At 59.6% G+C, this 18,570-nt stretch carries 18 protein-coding genes; 14 read left to right on the forward strand and 4 right to left on the reverse strand.

Translation table 11 applies throughout. The features are described from left to right. Nucleotides 1-69: 69 nt before the first annotated feature. From ACESYO_RS06980 to ACESYO_RS07000, 5 genes are all read left to right on the forward strand, one after another. Complete coding sequence (locus ACESYO_RS06980; protein WP_346672421.1) at nucleotides 70-744, forward strand: Crp/Fnr family transcriptional regulator; 675 nt, start codon at nucleotides 70-72, stop codon at nucleotides 742-744. Between the two features lie 23 nt (nucleotides 745-767). Then, a complete protein-coding gene (locus ACESYO_RS06985; protein ID WP_373209663.1) occupies nucleotides 768-2,243 on the forward strand; it encodes a family 43 glycosylhydrolase in 1,476 nt (491 codons plus the stop codon). A gap of 127 nt (nucleotides 2,244-2,370) precedes the next feature. Next, a complete protein-coding gene (gene fsa / locus ACESYO_RS06990; RefSeq protein WP_058965230.1) occupies nucleotides 2,371-3,027 on the forward strand; it encodes a fructose-6-phosphate aldolase in 657 nt (218 codons plus the stop codon). Nucleotides 3,028-3,197: 170 nt separating this feature from the next. Beyond that, complete coding sequence (locus ACESYO_RS06995) at nucleotides 3,198-4,322, forward strand: hypothetical protein (protein WP_373209662.1); 1,125 nt, start codon at nucleotides 3,198-3,200, stop codon at nucleotides 4,320-4,322. Nucleotides 4,323-4,516: 194 nt separating this feature from the next. Continuing rightward, nucleotides 4,517-4,648, forward strand: a complete 132-nt coding sequence (locus ACESYO_RS07000; RefSeq protein WP_276870350.1) for a hypothetical protein — start codon at nucleotides 4,517-4,519, stop codon at nucleotides 4,646-4,648. Between the two features lie 76 nt (nucleotides 4,649-4,724). On the opposite strand, the gene ACESYO_RS07005 is transcribed toward ACESYO_RS07000, so the two are convergent. The 3 genes from ACESYO_RS07005 to ACESYO_RS07015 all read right to left on the reverse strand — a co-directional run bounded on the left by ACESYO_RS07005 (nucleotide 4,725) and on the right by ACESYO_RS07015 (nucleotide 8,821). Continuing rightward, nucleotides 4,725-5,396, reverse strand: coding sequence for a metallophosphoesterase family protein (locus ACESYO_RS07005; protein ID WP_058965228.1), 672 nt, complete (start codon nucleotides 5,394-5,396; stop codon nucleotides 4,725-4,727). Nucleotides 5,397-5,427: 31 nt separating this feature from the next. Continuing rightward, complete coding sequence (locus ACESYO_RS07010; protein ID WP_283128830.1) at nucleotides 5,428-7,365, reverse strand: BMP family ABC transporter substrate-binding protein; 1,938 nt, start codon at nucleotides 7,363-7,365, stop codon at nucleotides 5,428-5,430. Nucleotides 7,366-7,450: 85 nt separating this feature from the next. Further along, the gene (locus ACESYO_RS07015; protein WP_373209661.1) at nucleotides 7,451-8,821 is read right to left on the reverse strand and encodes an MATE family efflux transporter; all 1,371 of its coding nucleotides are present in this window, start codon (nucleotides 8,819-8,821) and stop codon (nucleotides 7,451-7,453) included. A gap of 257 nt (nucleotides 8,822-9,078) precedes the next feature. Between ACESYO_RS07015 and pth2 the strand changes: the two genes are divergently transcribed. Further along, nucleotides 9,079-9,501: an aminoacyl-tRNA hydrolase gene (gene pth2, locus ACESYO_RS07020; protein WP_187120502.1), complete on the forward strand. Its 423-nt coding sequence runs from the start codon at nucleotides 9,079-9,081 to the stop codon at nucleotides 9,499-9,501. A gap of 10 nt (nucleotides 9,502-9,511) precedes the next feature. Here the strand turns inward: pth2 and ACESYO_RS07025 are convergent, their stop codons facing one another. Then, a complete protein-coding gene (locus tag ACESYO_RS07025) occupies nucleotides 9,512-10,663 on the reverse strand; it encodes an aminotransferase class I/II-fold pyridoxal phosphate-dependent enzyme (protein ID WP_373209660.1) in 1,152 nt (383 codons plus the stop codon). Nucleotides 10,664-10,873: 210 nt separating this feature from the next. On the opposite strand from ACESYO_RS07025, the gene ACESYO_RS07030 reads away from it, so the two are divergent. The 8 genes from ACESYO_RS07030 (at nucleotide 10,874) to ACESYO_RS07065 (ending at nucleotide 18,493) form a co-directional block, all read left to right on the forward strand. Beyond that, on the forward strand, nucleotides 10,874-11,221 hold the full coding sequence (locus ACESYO_RS07030; RefSeq protein ID WP_373209658.1) for a hypothetical protein: 348 nt from the start codon (nucleotides 10,874-10,876) through the stop codon (nucleotides 11,219-11,221). Between the two features lie 583 nt (nucleotides 11,222-11,804). After that, nucleotides 11,805-12,563 (forward strand): adenosylmethionine decarboxylase, encoded by a 759-nt coding sequence (speD, locus tag ACESYO_RS07035; RefSeq protein WP_058965222.1) that lies wholly within the window; start codon nucleotides 11,805-11,807, stop codon nucleotides 12,561-12,563. Nucleotides 12,564-12,589: 26 nt separating this feature from the next. Further along, nucleotides 12,590-14,038 carry an aminotransferase class I/II-fold pyridoxal phosphate-dependent enzyme gene (locus ACESYO_RS07040; protein WP_283128826.1) on the forward strand — a complete coding sequence of 483 codons (1,449 nt, stop codon included), beginning with the start codon at nucleotides 12,590-12,592 and terminating at the stop codon, nucleotides 14,036-14,038. Nucleotides 14,039-14,051: 13 nt separating this feature from the next. Beyond that, complete coding sequence (gene speE, locus ACESYO_RS07045) at nucleotides 14,052-14,912, forward strand: polyamine aminopropyltransferase (RefSeq protein ID WP_058965220.1); 861 nt, start codon at nucleotides 14,052-14,054, stop codon at nucleotides 14,910-14,912. Beyond that, nucleotides 14,893-15,747 (forward strand): agmatinase, encoded by an 855-nt coding sequence (speB, locus tag ACESYO_RS07050; protein WP_283128825.1) that lies wholly within the window; start codon nucleotides 14,893-14,895, stop codon nucleotides 15,745-15,747. Before speE ends, speB begins: the two co-directional genes overlap by 20 nt. Nucleotides 15,748-15,815: 68 nt before the next feature. Then, nucleotides 15,816-17,075 (forward strand): saccharopine dehydrogenase family protein, encoded by a 1,260-nt coding sequence (locus tag ACESYO_RS07055; protein WP_087181082.1) that lies wholly within the window; start codon nucleotides 15,816-15,818, stop codon nucleotides 17,073-17,075. Next, nucleotides 17,075-18,199 (forward strand): carboxynorspermidine decarboxylase, encoded by a 1,125-nt coding sequence (nspC, locus tag ACESYO_RS07060; protein WP_373209657.1) that lies wholly within the window; start codon nucleotides 17,075-17,077, stop codon nucleotides 18,197-18,199. Before ACESYO_RS07055 ends, nspC begins: the two co-directional genes overlap by 1 nt. Before the next feature lie 66 nt (nucleotides 18,200-18,265). Next, nucleotides 18,266-18,493, forward strand: coding sequence for a hypothetical protein (locus ACESYO_RS07065; RefSeq protein ID WP_058965216.1), 228 nt, complete (start codon nucleotides 18,266-18,268; stop codon nucleotides 18,491-18,493). Nucleotides 18,494-18,570 lie beyond the last annotated feature (77 nt).

Here is an 18,570-nt window from a genome sequence, read left to right on the forward strand (position 1 = left end):
GACAGACGTGGATTCGGCGGGTACAATCAAGGAAAAGAAATGGTTGGAAAACCAACAAAAGGAGACGCCATGAACGACATTCAGGTTTTGCAGTCGTCGCAGCTGTTTGAGGGCATTGAGCCGGAGCAGATTCAGGTTCTGCTGGGCTGCCTGCACGCGGCGGTGAACACCTACCAGAAGGGGGAGTTCATTCTGCACCGGGGCGAGCCCACCCGCCGGATGGGCATCGTGCTGGAGGGCACCGCCCATATCATCAAGGAGGATTTCTGGGGCAACCGGGTAATTCTGGGCCCCTCCGGGCCGGGGCAGCTGTTTGCCGAGTCCTACGCCTGCCTGGGCAGCGAAAATCTGGCGGTGAGCGTGGTGGCAGCCACCACTGCCCGGGTGATGTTTCTGGACGTGGTGAGCCTTTTCCAGAGCTGTACCACCGCCTGTGATTTTCATACCCGCATGATCCGCAATCTGACCCGGGTGCTGGCGGGGCGCAACCTGATGCTTACCCAGAAGGTGGAGCACATGGCCCAGAAAACCACCCGGGAAAAGCTGCTGTCCTACCTGTCCGGCGAGGCACAGCGGGCGGGCAGCGCCAGTTTTTCCATCCCCTATGACCGACAGGAGCTGGCGGATTACCTTTCGGTGGACCGCAGCGCCATGTGCACCGAGCTGAGCAAGCTGCAGCGGCAGGGAGTTCTGCGCTGCCAGAAAAAGCAGTTTGAGCTGCTGGAGCTGCCCCGGGAATTCTGATTGCAGCCAAGGGAGAAACGCAAATGAAAACAAACGGATGCAACCCCTATCTGCCCAGCTGGGAATATGTGCCGGACGGCGAACCCCGTGTGTTCGGCGGCCGGGTATATCTATACGGTTCCCACGACCGCTTTGGCGGGCCGCTGTTCTGCATGAACGATTATGTGTGCTGGTCCGCCCCGGAAGAGGATCTGACCGACTGGCGTTTTGAGGGTGTTATTTACCGCAAGGAACAGGACCCCATGAACCCCGGCGGGCGGCGCTGCCTGTATGCGCCGGACGTGGTGCAGGGGCCGGATGGGCGCTATTACCTGTATTATGCCTTTGATTTTATGGGCCGTATCGGAGTGGCAGTGTGTGATGAGCCGGCGGGCCGGTTTGAGTTTTACGGCCATGTGGCCTTTCCGGACGGCCACCTCTGGGGCGAGCGGGCCGGGGAACCCTTCCCCTTTGACCCGGGCGTTCTGGTGGACGACGACGGCCGGGTGTATCTGTATTCCGGCTTTGCCACCCGCATTCCCGCCCCGGTCACCGGGTTCCGGCAGTTGGAAAATCCCGGCGGCGTGGCGGTGGAGCTGGAGCCGGACATGCGCACCATCCGGCAGGGCCCCCATCTGCTGTTTCCGCGAAAGGGGCGGCCCGGCGCTTTTGAAAACCACGCTTTTTTTGAGGCCAGTTCCATCCGCAAGGTGGATGGCCGTTACTGCTTTGTGTATTCCTCCGAGCACAATCACGAGCTGTGCTGCGCCATGGCGGACCACCCCTTCGGCCCCTTTGTTTTTGGCGGCACGCTGGTGGACATCGGCGATGTGTTTCTGCCCGGCCGCCCGAAGGAAGCGGATGCCGTCAATTACCTGGGCAATACCCATGGCAGCATTGCCTGCATCCGGGGGCAGTGGTATGTGTTCTATCACCGGCAGACCAACCGGCATTCCTACTCCCGGCAGGCCTGCGCCGAGCCGCTGCGGCGCAGCCCGGACGGCGGCTTCTTGCAGGCGCCGGTCAGCAGCACCGGCCTGCGGGGCAAACCGCTGCCGGATCTGGGCCGGGTGCCGGCCTGCATTGCCTGTTATCTGCGCAGCGGGCAGGGCACGGCCCGGTACGACATCCGTCTGCCCCGGCTCCGGCTGGCTGCGCACCCTTACTTCACCCAGGCGGGCAGCGACCGCCAGCAACAGCCGGCGCAGTATATTGCCAATCTGCGCAGCGGCAGCGCGGCGGGCTTCTCTTCCTTTGCATTCACCGGCCAGCCCCGGCGCATCGGTCTGCGGCTGCGGGGTAGTGGTCGGGGTGTGATGCTGGTTTCCCACCGGGAAAACGGGGACGAGCCTCTGGCGGTGATTCCGGTTCCCGCCGACAAATCCCTTCTGCGCCCGGCTGTCATTCATCCTCGCCCGGGGGTGCGGCCGCTCTACTTTGTGTTCCGTGGCTGCGGCGCGGTGGATTTCACCGGCTTTGCCCTGGGGCGGCCTGTTTGCGGCGTGCAGGAAACGAAATAAGCCCGCGGGGAACGGTTTGATTGGAATATTCTTCCGCTGTTTCTGTGTGCCGCATGGGTGTGGCGTGCAAAATGCGGGAGGTTATCTGGCAAAACAAGATCAAAACGGCTGAAAGGAGACAAGTACCATGAAATTCTTTCTGGACACTGCCAATGTGGACGAGATCCGCAAGGCAAACGAAATGGGTGTGATCGCCGGTGTGACCACCAATCCCAGCCTGATTGCCAAGGAGGGCCGGGACTATGCCGAGACACTGAAGGAGATCGCCTCCATTGTGGACGGCCCCATCTCCGGCGAGGTGAAGGCCACCACCGAGGATGCCGAGGGTATGATCGCCGAAGGGCGGGCCATTGCGGCCATGCACCCCAACATGGTGGTGAAGATCCCCATGACCCCGGAGGGCTTGAAGGCCATCAAAACCCTGAGCGCTGAGGGCATCAAAACCAACTGCACCCTGATTTTCACTGCCAATCAGGCGCTGCTGGCCGCCCGGGCGGGGGCCACCTATGTGTCGCCTTTCCTGGGGCGGCTGGATGATATCAGCCAGCCCGGCATTGATCTGATTCGCATGATCTGCCAGATGTTCGACAATTATCCGGACATCAACTGCCAGATTATCGCCGCCAGCGTGCGCAATCCCATCCATGTGACCGACTGCGCGCTGGCCGGGGCGGACATTGCCACCGTGCCCTACAAGGTGATTTTGCAGATGACGAAGCATCCTCTCACCGATCAGGGCATTGAGAAATTCAAGAAGGATTATCTGGCGGTGTTTGGTCAGTAACTTCTTCTGAAAAATACCGCGCGTGTGCCGGTGCCGGCATGCACGCGGCATTTTTCTGCCCAATCAAAAGGCGCGGTGGCACTTTTTTACAAAATTTCCATTGCATTGCGAACCGCATCCGGTATAATAGGGCACGAACCACACGAAAAACAAGGGGTAAAGGAGAAAGCATGAACAAACGTATGAAAAAGAGCCTGTGGGCGCTGGTGGGCACGATGCTGTGCGGTTGCCTGTTGCTGGCACCGGGCGCCCGGGCGGCAGAGACCACTGCGCTGGAGGATGCGTTGGAGCAGACAGCCCGGCTGCAGCAGCTGGCAGAGGAATACGCCGCCGGTCAGCAGACGGAGACGGAGCCGCTGACGCTTACCATCAACTACATCCGCGCTCAGCGCTATGCCGACACCACCTGGGATATGATTCTGGGGGAGCCCAGTGAAGAGTTTGCCGGCTTCGTGGAGCAGCAGGCCCCGGAGCTGGCGCAGCTGCAAACGCGGGAAAATGTGGAGATCCCCGCCACCGGCGAACCGGTGGATTTTGTGCATCTGATGGCGGGCATCGGGGCCACCTGGAAGCGGCTGCCGGTGGTATGCACCTGGGGCGGCGACTGCATCCAGCTGGCCGGCAGCGTCCAGGGCTCCGGCATGGATGAGGAAAGCTGTATCCAGCAGCTGAAGCCCTATTTTGCCTGTGAGGACGAGAATGCCAGCCTGCTGCCCAAAAGCGACTGGCTGGCAGATCTGGATGGTGTGAACATCGGCAGCACGTTGACGCAGGACAGCGATCTGGCCGAGTCGATCCGGGAATATTACCGTTCCATCAGTACCGGGGAGCGGGCCCGCCGGTTTGTGCTGGCTCAGTTTGGCGAGGTCGACACCGGCGATCAGCAGGCTTTCCGTCAGCAGGTGAAGGATAAATTCTTCTCGGATTCCGGCGTACAGCTGCTTTTGCTCAGCCAGAAGCAGATGACGCTGGACGAGGAGCGGAACTTTGTGGTGGTGGATTCCCTGAACGCGCCGCTGAATGCGGTGTGCAGTCTCACCGCCGATACGCTGGCGGAAATGCTGGATGGAGCAAAGGTAACCGGCGCGGCAGAGGAGACGCCGCAGGAAACAGGGGAGACGCAGAGCCCGGCACAGACAAGTCAGCCGGGCGAAGCTCAGCCCACCGCACCGGTACTGGGGCAGAGCTCGCTGGCCCGAACCATGGAAAAGTACTCCTGGCTGCCCTGGGCGTTGGGCGGGGTGGTGCTGTTCTGCGTGCTGGTGCTGGCGGTATTGTCACGCAAAAGCCGCTGACCTGCTCTTTTCGCGGATCTTTCGCAGTGTGCTCATATTCTGTTCAAATTCGACTGGTATAGTATAGACACGGTTACAGATCCACCGCCGTTCGGTGATAAAGTTACCGCAACCGGCGGCAGGATTTGCTACCATATACATAGGAAAAACGCCCCGGCGATTTTCCACAAAGACCAATGAAAAAGGAGAGCACCATGATGATCCAATCGTTCTTACAGCAGGCCCTGGTTCGGCTCGGCCCCTCGGTACAGGTGCTGGCCTGGCTGGAACAACTGCCTTTTGTCCCCCGCTGGCTGCGTCCGGTGCGGGTTCGCGCCCGCCGCTGAGCGGAGCCGCTGTGATAAACAATGAAAAAACTCCGCCCCCATTGCCTGCAACAGGCGCTGGGGGCGGAGTTTTGTTTTACGGTTGTACCCGGCTGCGGGCAGGCAGCCATTTCCAGAACTGCCACCATTCAGGGCGCACCGGCCGATTCGGATCCGGTTCCACCTCGATTACATATTTTTCATAGGCATTCACCACGGTGGTGTCGCCCTTGCGGCAGCAGCGGGGAAGGTTTGCGTTATAGCTCATGTGCACATGCCCGTGCACAAAGTAACTGGGGGAGTACTCCTCCAGCAGCTGGTTGAAGCAGTCGAAGCCCCGGTGGGGCAGATCCTCCCCATCGTTCAGGCTCCGGGCCGGGGCGTGGGTCACCAGAATGTCGAAGCCATTGTGGCTTTTCAGCTTGCGGCGCAGCCGACGGATGCGGCTTGCCATCTGCTTTTCGGTGTACTGGAAGGGCCCTTCCTTGTAGCGCAGCGAACCGCCCAGCCCCAGAATGCGAATTCCACGGTATTCAAAAATATCGTCCTCGATGCAGATGCAGCCCTCCGGCGGATCGTGCAGATAGCGGGTGTCGTGGTTGCCGTGCACATACAGCAGCGGAGCCGAGGTAAAGGTGGCCAGCAGGGTCAGATAGTGAGGATTCAGATCCCCGCAGGAGATGATCAGGTCATAGCCGCGGATCTTGTCCGGGCTGAAAAAATCCCACAGGGCCTTGGATTCTTCGTCTGCCAGCAGCAAAATTCTCATGTTTGACTTCTCTCCTCGCCGGATCCCGGTGTTACAGGATCTTGGTGGTTGTTTCGTCCTTATGCACACCGATCAGCGAAACCAGAGGTTTGGCCTCGTCGATCAGCTCGTCAAAGCGGGGGATGCGGCCGATCACATTGCTGGCCAGCCAGTCCATGGTGATGACCTGTTCCGCGGTGAGGCGGCTGTGGTCGGCGGGCATCACAACCCGGCCGTCCTGGGCATACAATACGCCTGCGAAGGGGTCAAAGTCCCGGCTGCACACTGCCTGACGCAGCAGATTTACCAGCCGCTGGGTCTCCACGGGCAGCGTGCGGGAGCACAGCACGTCGATCACACCGGCATCCATGCCCCACCAGTAGTTCAGGGCCCGTTCACCGCTGTTTCCGGCAGACCAGCCGCCGTTCATGATGGACTGCACAATGCGCACGTAGAATTCACCCCAGTTCCAGAAGGGCATGGCGTAGTTGCAGAAGTGGTCTCCCTCCAGCCGGTAAAGGCCGAATTTCCAGGGGGGCTGCTGGGGCGCACGGTTGTCCAGATCCGAAATCAGGGTCACGCCGTTCTTGGCAAAGCGGGCGGGAATATCTGCGCCCTTCTCCGAGGTCCACTCCAGATACACCTGAGCCCGGGGATTGGTCATCTGCGCGCCCAGTGCGAAGGCGTTGATGGCAGCAATCATGCCATAGGTGGGATAGGTTGCCACATAGCCGATCTTGTTGTCGTCCGCCAGAGCACCGGCAATGGCGCCCAGCAGGAACTTTGCCTCATGAATACGCCCGTAGTAGGTGCGGATGGACGGGTGAGACATGTTCAGCGAGCAGTTGATGATCTTCACTTCCGGGTGAGCCAGAGAAGCCTTCAGGCTGGCGCCGATCAGCTTGGGCGTGGTGGTGAAAATCACGTCGCAGCCATCGGCCACGGCCTTTTCCAGAATCTCGTCGCCGTTCACATCCGGCTGCACATTGTCGTAGCACAGGGTGGTCACCCGGCCGCCGAAGTGTTCCTCCAGCTCGCCGCGGCCAAAATCGTGGGCATAGGTCCAGGCGGAGGTATCGGCGCTTTTTTCGTACACAAAGCCCACCTTCAGGCTGGGCGCCTGGAAGGCGATGGGGTTGTGCAGCCGGGAGAACAGGCCGGTGTTCTGGGGGAATGCCGGCTCCATGGAAAGCTCCACTGCATCCGGCCGGGTGAGCACCAGCACCTCGCTCCAGGCGCGCTCCACCGCCTGCTGCAGCTCGGGCATGCTCATGCCGCACAGCTGCCGGTAGGGATAAACGCCCATCACGGCCAGCAGACCGTCGGCGGGGGTGATGGGCAGCCGGTCGCCGCCCCGCTGCACGAACACCGAGCGGAACCGATAGTACATCGAGGTGAGCATGCTCTTGTCGTCATCGCTCCAGCGCTCGCCGGGGGCCTTGCCCACGGCTGCCACGAACTTGGCAAAGCGGCCTTCTTCGGTGAACCAGAGCAGGTTGATCTGGGTCAGCTTGTAGAAGTCCAGAAATTCGTAATAGATGTTCACTTCCTTGGAGCCGTTGCGCTTGGGGATATAGCGGGTCACATTGCCGGGAATGCTGCCCGCGCCGAAATATTTCATTACCGAGACGCGCTTGTTGCCCTCCACCACATAAAAGCGGTTCAGAAATTCCACCGCTTCAATGGGGTCGCGGATTCCCTCCTCCATCTGGGATTCACACAGGGCGCTCCACTTCACCGCAAATTCGGTGCGATCGCCCAGAAGAGGCATGAAATTGCGGGCGAAGGCTGTTTTGCGGCCCTCGGTCTTGGTGCCCACAATGGCGTCCAGAGGGATGTTCACCACACCCAGAGGCTGGGTGCTGTCCAGCTCGGTGTTTTCCAGAATGTCATCCAGCACCTGCAGATAGGGATACTGCCCCTTGGAAACACAGGCGCGGAAGCTGCGCTGACCCATTTTTTGGGCCTTTTTGTAATCTTCACTTGCCAAAATAAACCCCTCCTTTAACAATAGGAAGCACAGTTGCAGGGCCGCCGCGGCGGCCCCTTTTTATGGTAAAGGATGTTTTCACAAATTACAATACCCGGCTTTCCTCTTTTTCCGGCTGAACCGTCATGGGCGGGAAGCGCAGCCGGGTCAGGCACAGAGCGAACAGCAGCGAGCTGATGATCCAGGTGATGGGATAGGCCCAGTAGACCATGTGGATGTCCGGAATCAGGCGCACCGCAATGGTAATGTAGCAGATGCGCAGCACGCACCAGATGCTCAGCATGATGGTCATGGGGATAATGGGCCGACCCATTCCCCGCAGAATGCCCGCGCAGCAGTGGGAGAAGGCCAGCAGACAGTAAAACAGCGCCACGGTATGGGCGTCCGCCACGCCGTAGGCCACCACCTGAGGCTCATTGTTGAAGGCGCCGATCAGCTGGGGCGAGAAGGTGAAGATGAACAGGCCGATGCACTCGGCCAGCAGCGGGCTGCAGATCAAACCGAAGCGCATGCCCTGCCGCACCCGAACGTAACGGCCCGCGCCGATGTTCTGGCTCACGAAGGTGGAAAGGGCCAGCGCAAAGCAGGTCACCGGCAGGAAGGCGAAGCCCTCCACCCGGCTGTAAGCGGCGCAGCCTGCCATGGCGGCGGAGCCGAAGGCGTTGATGTTGGATTGCACGATCACATTTGCCAGCGAGATCACCGAGTTCTGCACGCCGGAGGGAATGCCCAGGGTAAGCACCTGCCGCAGCATGTCCGCCCGGAAACCCACCTCTTTCCAGATGATGCGGTAAGGCGCCTGCACCACGGTCAGCTTGCGGAAGGCAAGGAAGGCGCAGAGGGTCTGGCTGATGATGGTGGCCAGTGCGGCGCTTTCTACCCCGCGGCCCATTCCGGCCACAAATACCAGGTCCAGCACCACATTGGTGAGGGAGGCGATGATCAGGTATTTCATGGGGCTGCGGCTGTTGCCCACCGATTGCAGAATGCTGGCGCCCATGTTGTACATGACCACCGACAGCGAGCCCATGAAATAAACCCGGAAATACAGAATCGACTGGGGCAGCACATCCGACGGGGTACCCATCCAGCGCAGAATCTGGGGCGTGAAGATGATGCCCAGAATCGAAAGCAGCACGCCGGCGCACAAACCCAGCGCCACGGTGGTGTGCACCGCCTGCTTCAGGGTTTTGTGATCCTGCGCACCGTAAAGCCGGGCCACCAGCACGCCCGCACCCAGCGACACGCCATTGATGAAGCCGATCATCAGCATGATCAGGCTGGAGGAGGAGCCCACCGCCGCCAGCGCCTGTTCGCCGATGAAGTTGCCCACGATCAGCGAGTCCACCGCGTTGTAGAGCTGCTGAAACAGGTTGCTGAAGAAGATTGGCACCGCGAACAGCAGCATCTTTTTGGGAACGCTGCCCACGGTAAGAAGGTTCTGGTCGTTTGTCATTTCATAGCCACTTCGCTTTCACATCGCGCACAAAAAGCGGCCCGCGGGTGCAGAAAGCGCACCCGAAAGGACCGCGGGAAAGGCGTGACAATAAATTTTCTATTCTATCATACCACCGGAGCGGGGATTGGCGCAAGATGCTGCAGTGCTATTTGAGCAAAGTGGCAAAGCGCCGTTGCGGCCATGGCCGGCGGCTGGTATAATAGCAGGGAATCGCCGGGATCTTTTTCGCCCGGTTTTTGCAAGGAGGAACCAGAATGTATTCATCCAAACAGATGATTGTGATGCGCCGGGATCTGAAGATGCGCAAGGGCAAAATTGCCGCCCAGGCGGGCCATGCCTGCGTTACCGCCACCCTGATGGCGCTGCAGAAGGAGGGCCGTCTGGGGCAGATTCAGGTGACCGACGGCTGGGTGGGCCTGGCTGAGAGCAAACAGGAGGCCACCCCCCTGAGCGAGTGGTTCGACAGGGGAGTGGCCAAGATCTGTGTGTATGTGGATTCCGAGGAGGAGCTGCTGCAGCTGCACCGGAAAGCGCAGGACGCCGGGGTGATCAGCGCCCTGATTCAGGATGCGGGCATGACCGAATTCCACGGCGAGCCCACCTACACCTGCCTGGCACTGGAGCCGCTGGCGGCGGAAAAGGCCGACGAGTTCACCGGCGGCCTGCCGCTGTACTGAACGGCCCGGCTCAGAATTTCAGGGCCGCGATGCGGTCGAAGGCCTCGGCCAGCTTTTCCTCGCTGGTGGTGCAGGCGATGCGCACATAACCCTCGCCGGCAGCGCCGAAGGCCACGCCGGGCACCATGGCCACATGGGCTTCCTTCACGCACTTCTGGCAGAAGGCGATGGAGTCCAGCCCGGTTTCCCTGATGTTCATGAACAGGTAGAAGGTGCCCTGGGGCTTGCGCACCGAGAGCTTCGGAATGGCGTTGATGCGTTCGGCGGTGTAGAACACCCGGCGGCGGTATTCGCCGGTGTATCGATCGCCGACCTCGCCGCGCAGCCGCAGCGCATGGATGGCTGCCCGCTGGGACACCGAGGGGGCGGAGTAGACCATGTTCTCGTTGATGCGCTTGATGGTATCGATCACCGCAGGCTCGGCGATGATGGAGCCCACGCGCCAGCCGGTCATGATATAGTTCTTGGAAAAGCTGTTCAGGGTGATGCTGCGCTGCGCCATGCCGGGCAGACCACGGAAGGGCCGGAAGGGCACATCAAACATGTAATCGGTGTAAATTTCGTCCAGAATCACCACCAGATCGAATTCCTCGGCCACCTGTGCCAGCGTCTGATAGGTCTGCATGTCGTAGGCCGCGCCGGTGGGGTTGCAGGGGTTGTTCACGATCATGGCTTTGGTGCGGGGGGTAATGGCTGCCCGCAGCCGCTGGGCGTTGATGGCGAAGCCCTCCTCCTCCAGGCAGGGAACCTCCACGGCAACGCCGCCGGTCAGCTCCACCTGCTCTTTATAGGGGGAGAAGTAGGGAGCAAAGAGAATCACCTCGTCGCCCGGATCCAGAATGCTCATGAGCGCCAGCTCCATGCCGAAGCAGCTGGAGGCGGAAATGAACACCTGCTGCCGCGAAAGCTCCATGTTGTGGGCAGTTTTATAATAAGTACGGATCTCGTCGATCAGCTCCGGGTCGCCCTGAGGCGAGGTGTAGTGGGTGTGACCGGCCAGGGCATCCTCCATGGCGGCACGGATGATCCGTTCATCGGTGGTGAAATCGGTGTCGCCGATGCTCAGGTCGATCAGGTCGCTGTAAGCGCCCTTCTCGGCGGCGGCGCTGGCCATTACGCTGTCCTGCGCGGTCTGGAACCGGCGGGCAATATAATTTCTCATGGAAAAACTCTCCTTCTTTCAAAAAACATCTTTTTCTATCATAGCATATCAGCGCGTAAAAGTGCAGTGTGCTTTTGCACAAATCATTGCATGAAATTCTGCATGCTGCGAATAAATAAACACAAAAGCCGGGTGCTGCTTGCAGCGGACGGCGAAAAGGGCGTACAATAGCAAAAAGCGGAGCAATATTCGTAAACGGGAGGAATGAAGATGGAACCCAAGGATATGGGAGCAATGGATCCGACCTGGCTGCAGGCCATCCATCCCCGGGGCAGTGCCGCTGGCGAGGGCTGCGTAAAGGGGGCGTTTCAGTACAATGGAGGCCACGGGCTGACCACTTTTTTTGTGTATGTGGAGCTGGCCGAACCTCTTCGCCAGCAGCTGGCCGGCCAGGGGTTGGATCCGGTGGATACGGTGGCCTTCTGCCAACAGGCCGAGGGCGGCTGGGTGGCTGCCTTCAGCGACGAAGCCATGACAAAACGGCTGGATTTTTCTCTGGAAGAGGGCCAGATGCAGGCGCTGCTGGAGAAAAACGGCCTGCATCTTGTGCATGCATAATTATTCCAAATGATGGAAAATCCCATGGAAAAAGCAGGGAAAAGCGGCCGTTAAAATTTTGCTAAAAACTGAAAAAAGCCGTTGACAAACGGCAAAAAAACAGGTTATACTTTTTTCGTCATGCGATATGAGTTTTCATACAGAGTATCCATGCAAATATTTCTTCTGACCACCCAATCGTGGGTTAAAGGCCATACGGACAGCCGGGTCAACTGCCGATGGGCGGTGCGATACCGCCATTATTGATTGAGTTAAAAGCTCAATTTTATAAGTTGGTTACTTTACAACCAGTGCGTATTCTGCGTACATCAACTTGTAAAACGGTCAATAAGAGTAGTAAAAGTAAGTATTTGCTATATAGACTCTGTGTGAAAGCAAGCCGGGCTGTGCCCTGAGCGGCGCTGTTTTGCCGTACCTCACTGTATCCATCCGGAACTGTGTGCCGGTCTTTTTTCAGGGGGTTCCGCGCTTAATCACCAAAATAGGATTCGTTTACAGGCAATGTGTATGCAAAAATACACATTGCCTGTTTTTTGTTGCCGCCGGGCCAAAAAAGGGCGATGTCAATTTCAGGAGGAGACCGATGGGAGAAAAGCTGAAACTTTATGGGTTCAACAACCTGACCAAAGCGCTGAGCTTCAACATCTACGACGTGTGCTATGCAAAAACCGCCCGGGAACAGAAGGATTACATTGCCTACATCGATGAGCAGTATAACTCCGAGCGGCTTACCAACATCCTCACCACCCTCACCGACATGATCGGCGCCAAGGTGCTGAACATCGCCCGGCAGGACTACGACCCCCAGGGCGCGTCGGTGACCATCCTCATTGCCGAGGGCAGCATGCTGCCGGCAGGCGAGACCCAGCTGGCTCATCTGGACAAAAGCCATGTGACGGTGCACACCTACCCGGAGTACCATCCGGAGACCTGCCTGGCTACTTTCCGGGTGGACATCGACGTGGCCACCTGCGGCGAGATTACCCCGCTGTCCACGCTGGATTACCTGATCCGTTCCTTCGATTCGGACATCATCACCATGGACTACCGGGTGCGCGGTTTTACCCGGGACATGAACGGTCGCAAGCTGTTTCTGGATCACAAGGTCAACAGCATTCAGGACTACATCGAGCCCGAGCTGCTGCGCCGGTACGACGCGGTGGACATCAACGTTTACGACGCGAACATCTTCCACACCAAGATGATGCTCAAGGAAGTGGATCTGCAGAACTATCTGTTCAAAACCGATGTGTATGAGCTCCCGCCCAAAACCCGGCTGGAGATCATGAACAACCTGCGCCGCGAGATGATCGAGATCTTCAGCGGGCGCAATATCTACTGAGAAACAAAGAGGCAGGGGGAGAGAGAATGGAACATCTGGATCAGCAAAGGGCTCCCATCTACGAGGCACTGGAACGCTTCGGCAAGATGCGGGTGGTGCCCTTTGACGTGCCCGGGCACAAGCGCGGGCGAGGAAACCCGGAGCTGGTGGATCTGCTGGGCCAGCAGTGTGTGAGCATGGACGTGAACTCCATGAAGCCGCTGGACAATCTGTGCCACCCGATCTCGGTAATCCGGGACGCGGAGATTCTGGCCGCGCAGGCCTTTGGGGCGGCTCACGCCTTTCTGATGGTGGGCGGCACCACCAGCGCGGTGCAGAGCATGATTCTGTCGGTGGCAAAGCGGGGCGAAAAGATCATCCTGCCCCGCAACGTGCACCGCAGCGTGATGGGCGCCATGGTGCTGTGCGGCGCCATTCCGGTGTATGTGAACCCGGAATGCGACCACCGGCTGGGCATCCCGCTGGGCATGAGTGTTTCCGCGGTGGAAAAGGCCATCCGGGAAAATCCGGACGCCAAGGCCGTGCTGGTGAACAACCCCACCTACTACGGCATCTGTTCCGATCTGCGCAGCATCGTGAAGCTGGCGCATGACAACGGTATGCTCTGCCTGGCCGACGAGGCCCACGGCACCCACTTCTATTTTGGCGAAAACCTGCCGGTTTCCGCCATGGCGGCGGGGGCGGATATGGCCGCCGTTTCCATGCACAAATCCGGCGGCAGCCTGACCCAGAGCTCGCTGCTGCTCACCGGCCCGGCCATGCCGGAGGGTCATGTGCGCCAGATCATCAACCTGACCCAGACCACCAGCGGCTCCTATCTGCTGCTGTCCAGCCTGGACATCTCCCGGCGGAACCTGGCGTTGCGGGGAAAACAGGAATTCCAGCGGGTGAGCGAGCTGGCGGAATACGCCCGCAGGGAGATCAACGCCATCGGCGGTTACTATGCCTTCTCCAAGGAGCTGTGCAACGGCGACAGCATCTTTGATTTTGATACCACCAAGCTGTCGGTGAACACGCTGGATGTGGGTCTGGCCGGCATCGAGGTCTATGATCTGCTGCGGGACGAATACGACATCCAGATCGAATTCGGTGATCTGGGCAATATTCTGGCGTATCTGTCCATCGGTGACCGCCCCCGTGAGGTGGAGCGGCTGGTGAGCGCGCTGGCCGAGGTGCGCCGCCGGTTCGGCGGCAGCAAGGCGGGCCTGATGCAGCAGGAATACATCGACCCCATTGTGGCCGCTTCCCCGCAGGAAGCCTTCTATGCGGAGAAGGAGTCGCTGCCCATTGAGGACACCGCGGGCCGCATCTGCAGCGAATTCGTGATGTGCTATCCTCCGGGAATTCCCATTCTGGCTCCCGGCGAACGCATCACCAAGGAGATTCTGGACTACATTCAGTATGCGAAGGCCAAGGGCTGCTCCATGACCGGCCCTGAGGATGCGGACATCCTGCGCCTGAACGTGCTCAAATAAGAAGGAGGAAGCGATGGATTTTTGGTTTTCCGAAGCGCAGACCCCGAACGTGAAGCTGTCCATCAAGGTGGACAAGCAGCTGTTCAGCGGCAAGAGCGAGTTCCAGCGCATCGATGTGTTTGAAGCGCCGGAGTTCGGCCGCTTTCTGACGCTGGACGGTTATATGATGCTCACCGAAAAGGATGAGTTCATCTACCACGAGATGATCACCCATGTGCCCATGGCGGTGCATCCGAAAGTGCGGGACGTGCTGGTCATCGGCGCGGGCGATGGCGGCGTGATCCGCGAGCTGACCCGCTACCCGGAGATTGAGCACATCGACATGGTGGAGATCGACCCGCTGGTGGTGGAGGTGTGCAAGAAGTATCTGCCCCAGACCTCCTGCCGGCTGAACGATCCCCGCCTGACCATCCACTATGAGGACGGTGTGCGGTTCATCCGCTCCTGCAAGGATCAGTATGACCTGATCATTGTAGATTCCACCGACCCCTTCGGCCCCGGCGAGGGTCTGTTCACCCGGGAGTTTTACGGCAGCTGCTACAACGCCCTGCGGGAGGACGGCATCATGGTCAACCAGCATGAGAGCCCCTTCTACACCGAGGACGCGGTGGCCTGCCAGCGGGCCCACAAGCGGATTGTGGAGTCCTTCCCCATCAGCCGGGTATACCAGGCGCACATCCCCACCTATCCCTCCGGACACTGGCTGTTCGGCTTTGCCTCCAAAAAGTATCACCCGCTGCGGGATCTGGACGAAACCCGCTGGAACATGCGCGGGCTGACCTGCCGCTATTACACCACCACACTGCACAAGGGCGCGTTTTACCTGCCCGCATACGTAGAGGAGCTTTTAAGAGATGTTGAGCAAGAATGTTGAGGTTTTCATGGGGTGCGACAAGGGCCCCCGTTTCGCGTCCACCATGCTGTTTGGCGCACCCTTTGATTCCACCACCTCCTACCGACCGGGTACCCGGTTCGGCAGCGCGGCCATCCGCCACGAGTCCTATGGCATCGAAAGCTACAGCCCCTATCAGGACAAGGATCTGGAGGACGCCAATGTGATCGACCTGGGCGATTTGGAGCTGTGCTTCGGCGACGTGAACAAGGCGCTGGATCGCATCGAGGAGCGCACCCGCCACGTTCTGCACGCCAGCAAGCGGCCCTTCATGCTGGGCGGCGAGCATCTGGTCACGCTGGGCGCCTTCCGTGCGGTGGCTGCCATGTATCCGGATGTGCACATCATCCACTTTGACGCCCATGCCGATTTGCGGGACGATTATCTGGGGGCCAAGCTCTCCCATGCCTGCGTGCTGCGCCGCTGCTGGGAGCTGGTGGGCGACGGCCGCATTCACCAGTTCGGCATCCGCTCCGGCGACCGGGAGGAGTTTGCCTGGGGCCGCACCCATGTGAGCACCCGCCGGTTTGACTTCGAGGGTCTGGAAGAGACCCTGAACCAGCTGGAGGGCAAGCCGGTCTACTTCACCGTGGATCTGGATGTAATGGATCCCTCCATCTTCCCCGGCACCGGCACCCCCGAGCCCGGCGGCGTAACCTTCGACGCATTGCGTCAGGCCGTGACGCTGGTGTGCAGCCGGGCCAAGGTGGTGGGCTGCGATGTGAACGAGCTGAGCCCCCACTACGACCAGAGCGGCGTGTCCACCATCGTGGCCTGCAAGATCGTGCGGGAGATGCTGCTGGCTCTGCAGCCCTGAGTGGGAAAACGAAGCGCAAAACACTTTTGTATCAATCGAAAAATCAAACGAAGAAAGAGGATGAAATCATGAGCAAGGTATTGATCATCGGCTGCGGCGGCGTTGCCGGCGTTGCCATCCACAAGTGCTGCCAGAACAGCGAAGTATTCACCGAGATCTGCATCGCCAGCCGCACCAAGTCCAAGTGCGACGACCTGAAGGCCAAGCTGGAGGGCACCACCTCCACCAAGATCACCACCGCTCAGGTGGACGCGGACGATGTGAACCAGCTGATTGCCCTGATCAAGGAGGTTCAGCCCGATCTGGTGATGAACATCGCCCTGCCTTATCAGGATCTGACCATCATGGATGCCTGCCTGGCCTGTGGCGTGAACTACATGGATACCGCCAACTACGAGCCCGAGAATCTGGACGATCCCGAGTGGAAGGCTGCCTACGAGAAGCGCTGCAAGGAAGAGGGCTTCTCCGCCTACTTCGACTACTCCTGGCAGTGGGCCTACAAGGAGAAGTTCGAGAAGGCCGGCCTCACCGCCCTGCTGGGCTCCGGCTTTGACCCGGGTGTGACCCAGGCCTACTGCGCATGGGCCCAGAAGCACCTGTTCGACACCATCGACACCATCGATATTCTGGACTGCAACGGCGGCGACCATGGCTATCCCTTTGCCACCAACTTCAACCCGGAGATCAACCTGCGCGAGGTGTCCGCCCCCGGCTCCTACTGGGAGAACGGCCACTGGGTGGAGATCCCCGCCATGAGCATCAAGCGGGAGTACAACTTCGATCAGGTGGGCCAGAAGGACATGTACCTGCTGCACCACGAGGAGATTGAGTCTCTGGCCAAGAATATCCCGAACGTGAAGCGCATCCGCTTCTTCATGACCTTCGGCCAGAGCTACCTGACCCACATGAAGTGTCTGGAGAACGTGGGCATGCTGTCCACCACGCCCATTGAATTTGAGGGCCACGAGATCGTGCCCATTCAGTTCCTGAAGGCCCTGCTGCCCGATCCCGCCACCCTGGGCCCCCGCACCAAGGGCAAGACCAACATCGGCTGCATCTTCACCGGCAAGAAGGACGGTCAGGACAAGACTGCCTATATCTATAATGTGTGCGACCACGAGGAGTGCTACAAGGAGGTTGGCTCTCAGGCCATCTCCTACACCACCGGCGTGCCCGCCATGATCGGCGCCATGATGCTGCTCACCGGCAAGTGGAACAAGCCCGGTGTGTATACCGTGGAGGAGTTTGATCCGGACCCGTACATGGACGCCCTGAACAAGTGGGGTCTGCCCTGGCAGGTCAACGATAACCCGGAGCTGGTGGACTGATGAGCAACGCCATTTCCACACCCTATTTTCTGGTGGATGAAACCCGCCTGGTGCAGAATCTGGAAATTCTGCGCCAGGTGGCCGACCAGGCGGGCTGCAAGATTCTGCTGGCCCAGAAGGCATTTTCCATGTTTTCCTGCTATCCGCTGCTGCGCCGCTATCTGGTGGGCAGCACCGCCAGCGGTCTGTACGAGGCCCGGCTGGGCAGGGAGCATTTCGGCGGCGAGACCCATGTGTTTTCTCCGGCCTACAAGCCGGAAGAATTTGAAGAGCTGCTGAGCTACGCCGACCATTTTGTGTTCAATTCGCCCCGCCAGCTGCAAAAGTTCGGCTCGGTGGCCAAGGCGGCGGGCAAGGCGGTGGGCCTGCGGGTGAACCCGGAGTGCTCCACTCAGGAGGGCCACGCCATCTATGACCCCTGCGCCCCCGGCTCCCGGTTGGGCACCACGCTGGCCAACTTCGACGAGAGCCTGCTGCCCCTGCTGGACGGCCTGCACTTCCACACCCTGTGCGAGCAGAACTCGGACGATCTGGAAACCACCGTGGCTGCCTTTGAGGAGAAGTTCGGTAAGTATCTGCACGGATTGAAATGGATCAATCTGGGCGGCGGCCACCACATCACCCGCAAGGACTACGACCGCCAGCGTCTGGTGCGCATTGTGAAGCACCTGAAGGAAACCTATCAGGTGGAGGTCTATCTGGAGCCGGGCGAAGCCGTGGTGCTGAACGCCGGTTTTCTGGTGACCAGTGTGCTGGAGACCCTGCACAACGGCATGGACATTGCCATTCTGGACACCTCCGCCGCCTGCCACATGCCGGACGTGCTGGAGATGCCCTACCGCCCGCCGCTGCAGAATTCCGGCGAGAGCGGGGAAAAGGCCTACACCTACCGGCTGGGCGGCCCCACCTGTCTGGCGGGGGACGTGATCGGGGATTACTCCTTCGACGCACCTCTGAACGAGGGCGATCGGCTGGTGTTTGAGGATATGGCCCTTTATACCATGGTCAAAACCAACACCTTCAATGGCATGCCCCTGCCTGCCATCGTCTGGCGGGACGCAAACGGGCAGGAGAAGCTGGTAAAAGCTTTTGGTTATGAGGACTTCAAAAACCGCCTTTCCTGAACCGGCTTTACACCGGGCCGCCGCGCGGGTATAATAGAAACCAGCAAAGCGAGGTGTTGCAAGCGTATGCTGCTGCGCAAAAAGCCAATGTTCGGGGCTAACATCCAGCCGGCCTGCACCTACTGTGAGTTCGGCCAGAAGGCGGCGGATCCCCGGATGATCCTGTGTGCCAAAAAGGGCGTGGTCTCGCCCTATTATCACTGCAAAAAATTCAGCTACGATCCCCTGCGGCGGGTGCCCCGCCGCCAGCCCAAGCTGCCGGAATTTTCGGCGGAGGATTTCAGTCTGGATTAAAAACAAAAAACGAACGCCCGCCCGGGCCCCTGATCATCAGGGAAGCCCGGCGGGCGTTTTGTTCTGTTTGAGCGTAA

This window comes from Allofournierella massiliensis (assembly GCF_964241245.1).
In the GTDB taxonomy this organism is placed as follows: domain Bacteria; phylum Bacillota; class Clostridia; order Oscillospirales; family Ruminococcaceae; genus Allofournierella; species Allofournierella massiliensis.

Coding starts and splice junctions, on each gene's coding strand:
- fsa (WP_058965230.1), top strand. CDS start 2,371: ATGAAATTCTTTCTGGACACTGCCAATGTGGACGAGATCCGCAAGGCA.
- speD (WP_058965222.1), top strand. CDS start 11,805: ATGGGAGAAAAGCTGAAACTTTATGGGTTCAACAACCTGACCAAAGCG.
- ACESYO_RS07015 (WP_373209661.1), bottom strand. CDS start 8,821: ATGACAAACGACCAGAACCTTCTTACCGTGGGCAGCGTTCCCAAAAAG.
- speB (WP_283128825.1), top strand. CDS start 14,893: ATGTTGAGCAAGAATGTTGAGGTTTTCATGGGGTGCGACAAGGGCCCC.
- ACESYO_RS07000 (WP_276870350.1), top strand. CDS start 4,517: ATGATGATCCAATCGTTCTTACAGCAGGCCCTGGTTCGGCTCGGCCCC.
- ACESYO_RS07005 (WP_058965228.1), bottom strand. CDS start 5,396: ATGAGAATTTTGCTGCTGGCAGACGAAGAATCCAAGGCCCTGTGGGAT.
- speE (WP_058965220.1), top strand. CDS start 14,052: ATGGATTTTTGGTTTTCCGAAGCGCAGACCCCGAACGTGAAGCTGTCC.
- ACESYO_RS07065 (WP_058965216.1), top strand. CDS start 18,266: ATGCTGCTGCGCAAAAAGCCAATGTTCGGGGCTAACATCCAGCCGGCC.
- ACESYO_RS07040 (WP_283128826.1), top strand. CDS start 12,590: ATGGAACATCTGGATCAGCAAAGGGCTCCCATCTACGAGGCACTGGAA.
- pth2 (WP_187120502.1), top strand. CDS start 9,079: ATGTATTCATCCAAACAGATGATTGTGATGCGCCGGGATCTGAAGATG.
- ACESYO_RS07025 (WP_373209660.1), bottom strand. CDS start 10,663: ATGAGAAATTATATTGCCCGCCGGTTCCAGACCGCGCAGGACAGCGTA.
- ACESYO_RS07055 (WP_087181082.1), top strand. CDS start 15,816: ATGAGCAAGGTATTGATCATCGGCTGCGGCGGCGTTGCCGGCGTTGCC.
- ACESYO_RS06995 (WP_373209662.1), top strand. CDS start 3,198: ATGAACAAACGTATGAAAAAGAGCCTGTGGGCGCTGGTGGGCACGATG.
- ACESYO_RS06980 (WP_346672421.1), top strand. CDS start 70: ATGAACGACATTCAGGTTTTGCAGTCGTCGCAGCTGTTTGAGGGCATT.
- nspC (WP_373209657.1), top strand. CDS start 17,075: ATGAGCAACGCCATTTCCACACCCTATTTTCTGGTGGATGAAACCCGC.
- ACESYO_RS07030 (WP_373209658.1), top strand. CDS start 10,874: ATGGAACCCAAGGATATGGGAGCAATGGATCCGACCTGGCTGCAGGCC.
- ACESYO_RS06985 (WP_373209663.1), top strand. CDS start 768: ATGAAAACAAACGGATGCAACCCCTATCTGCCCAGCTGGGAATATGTG.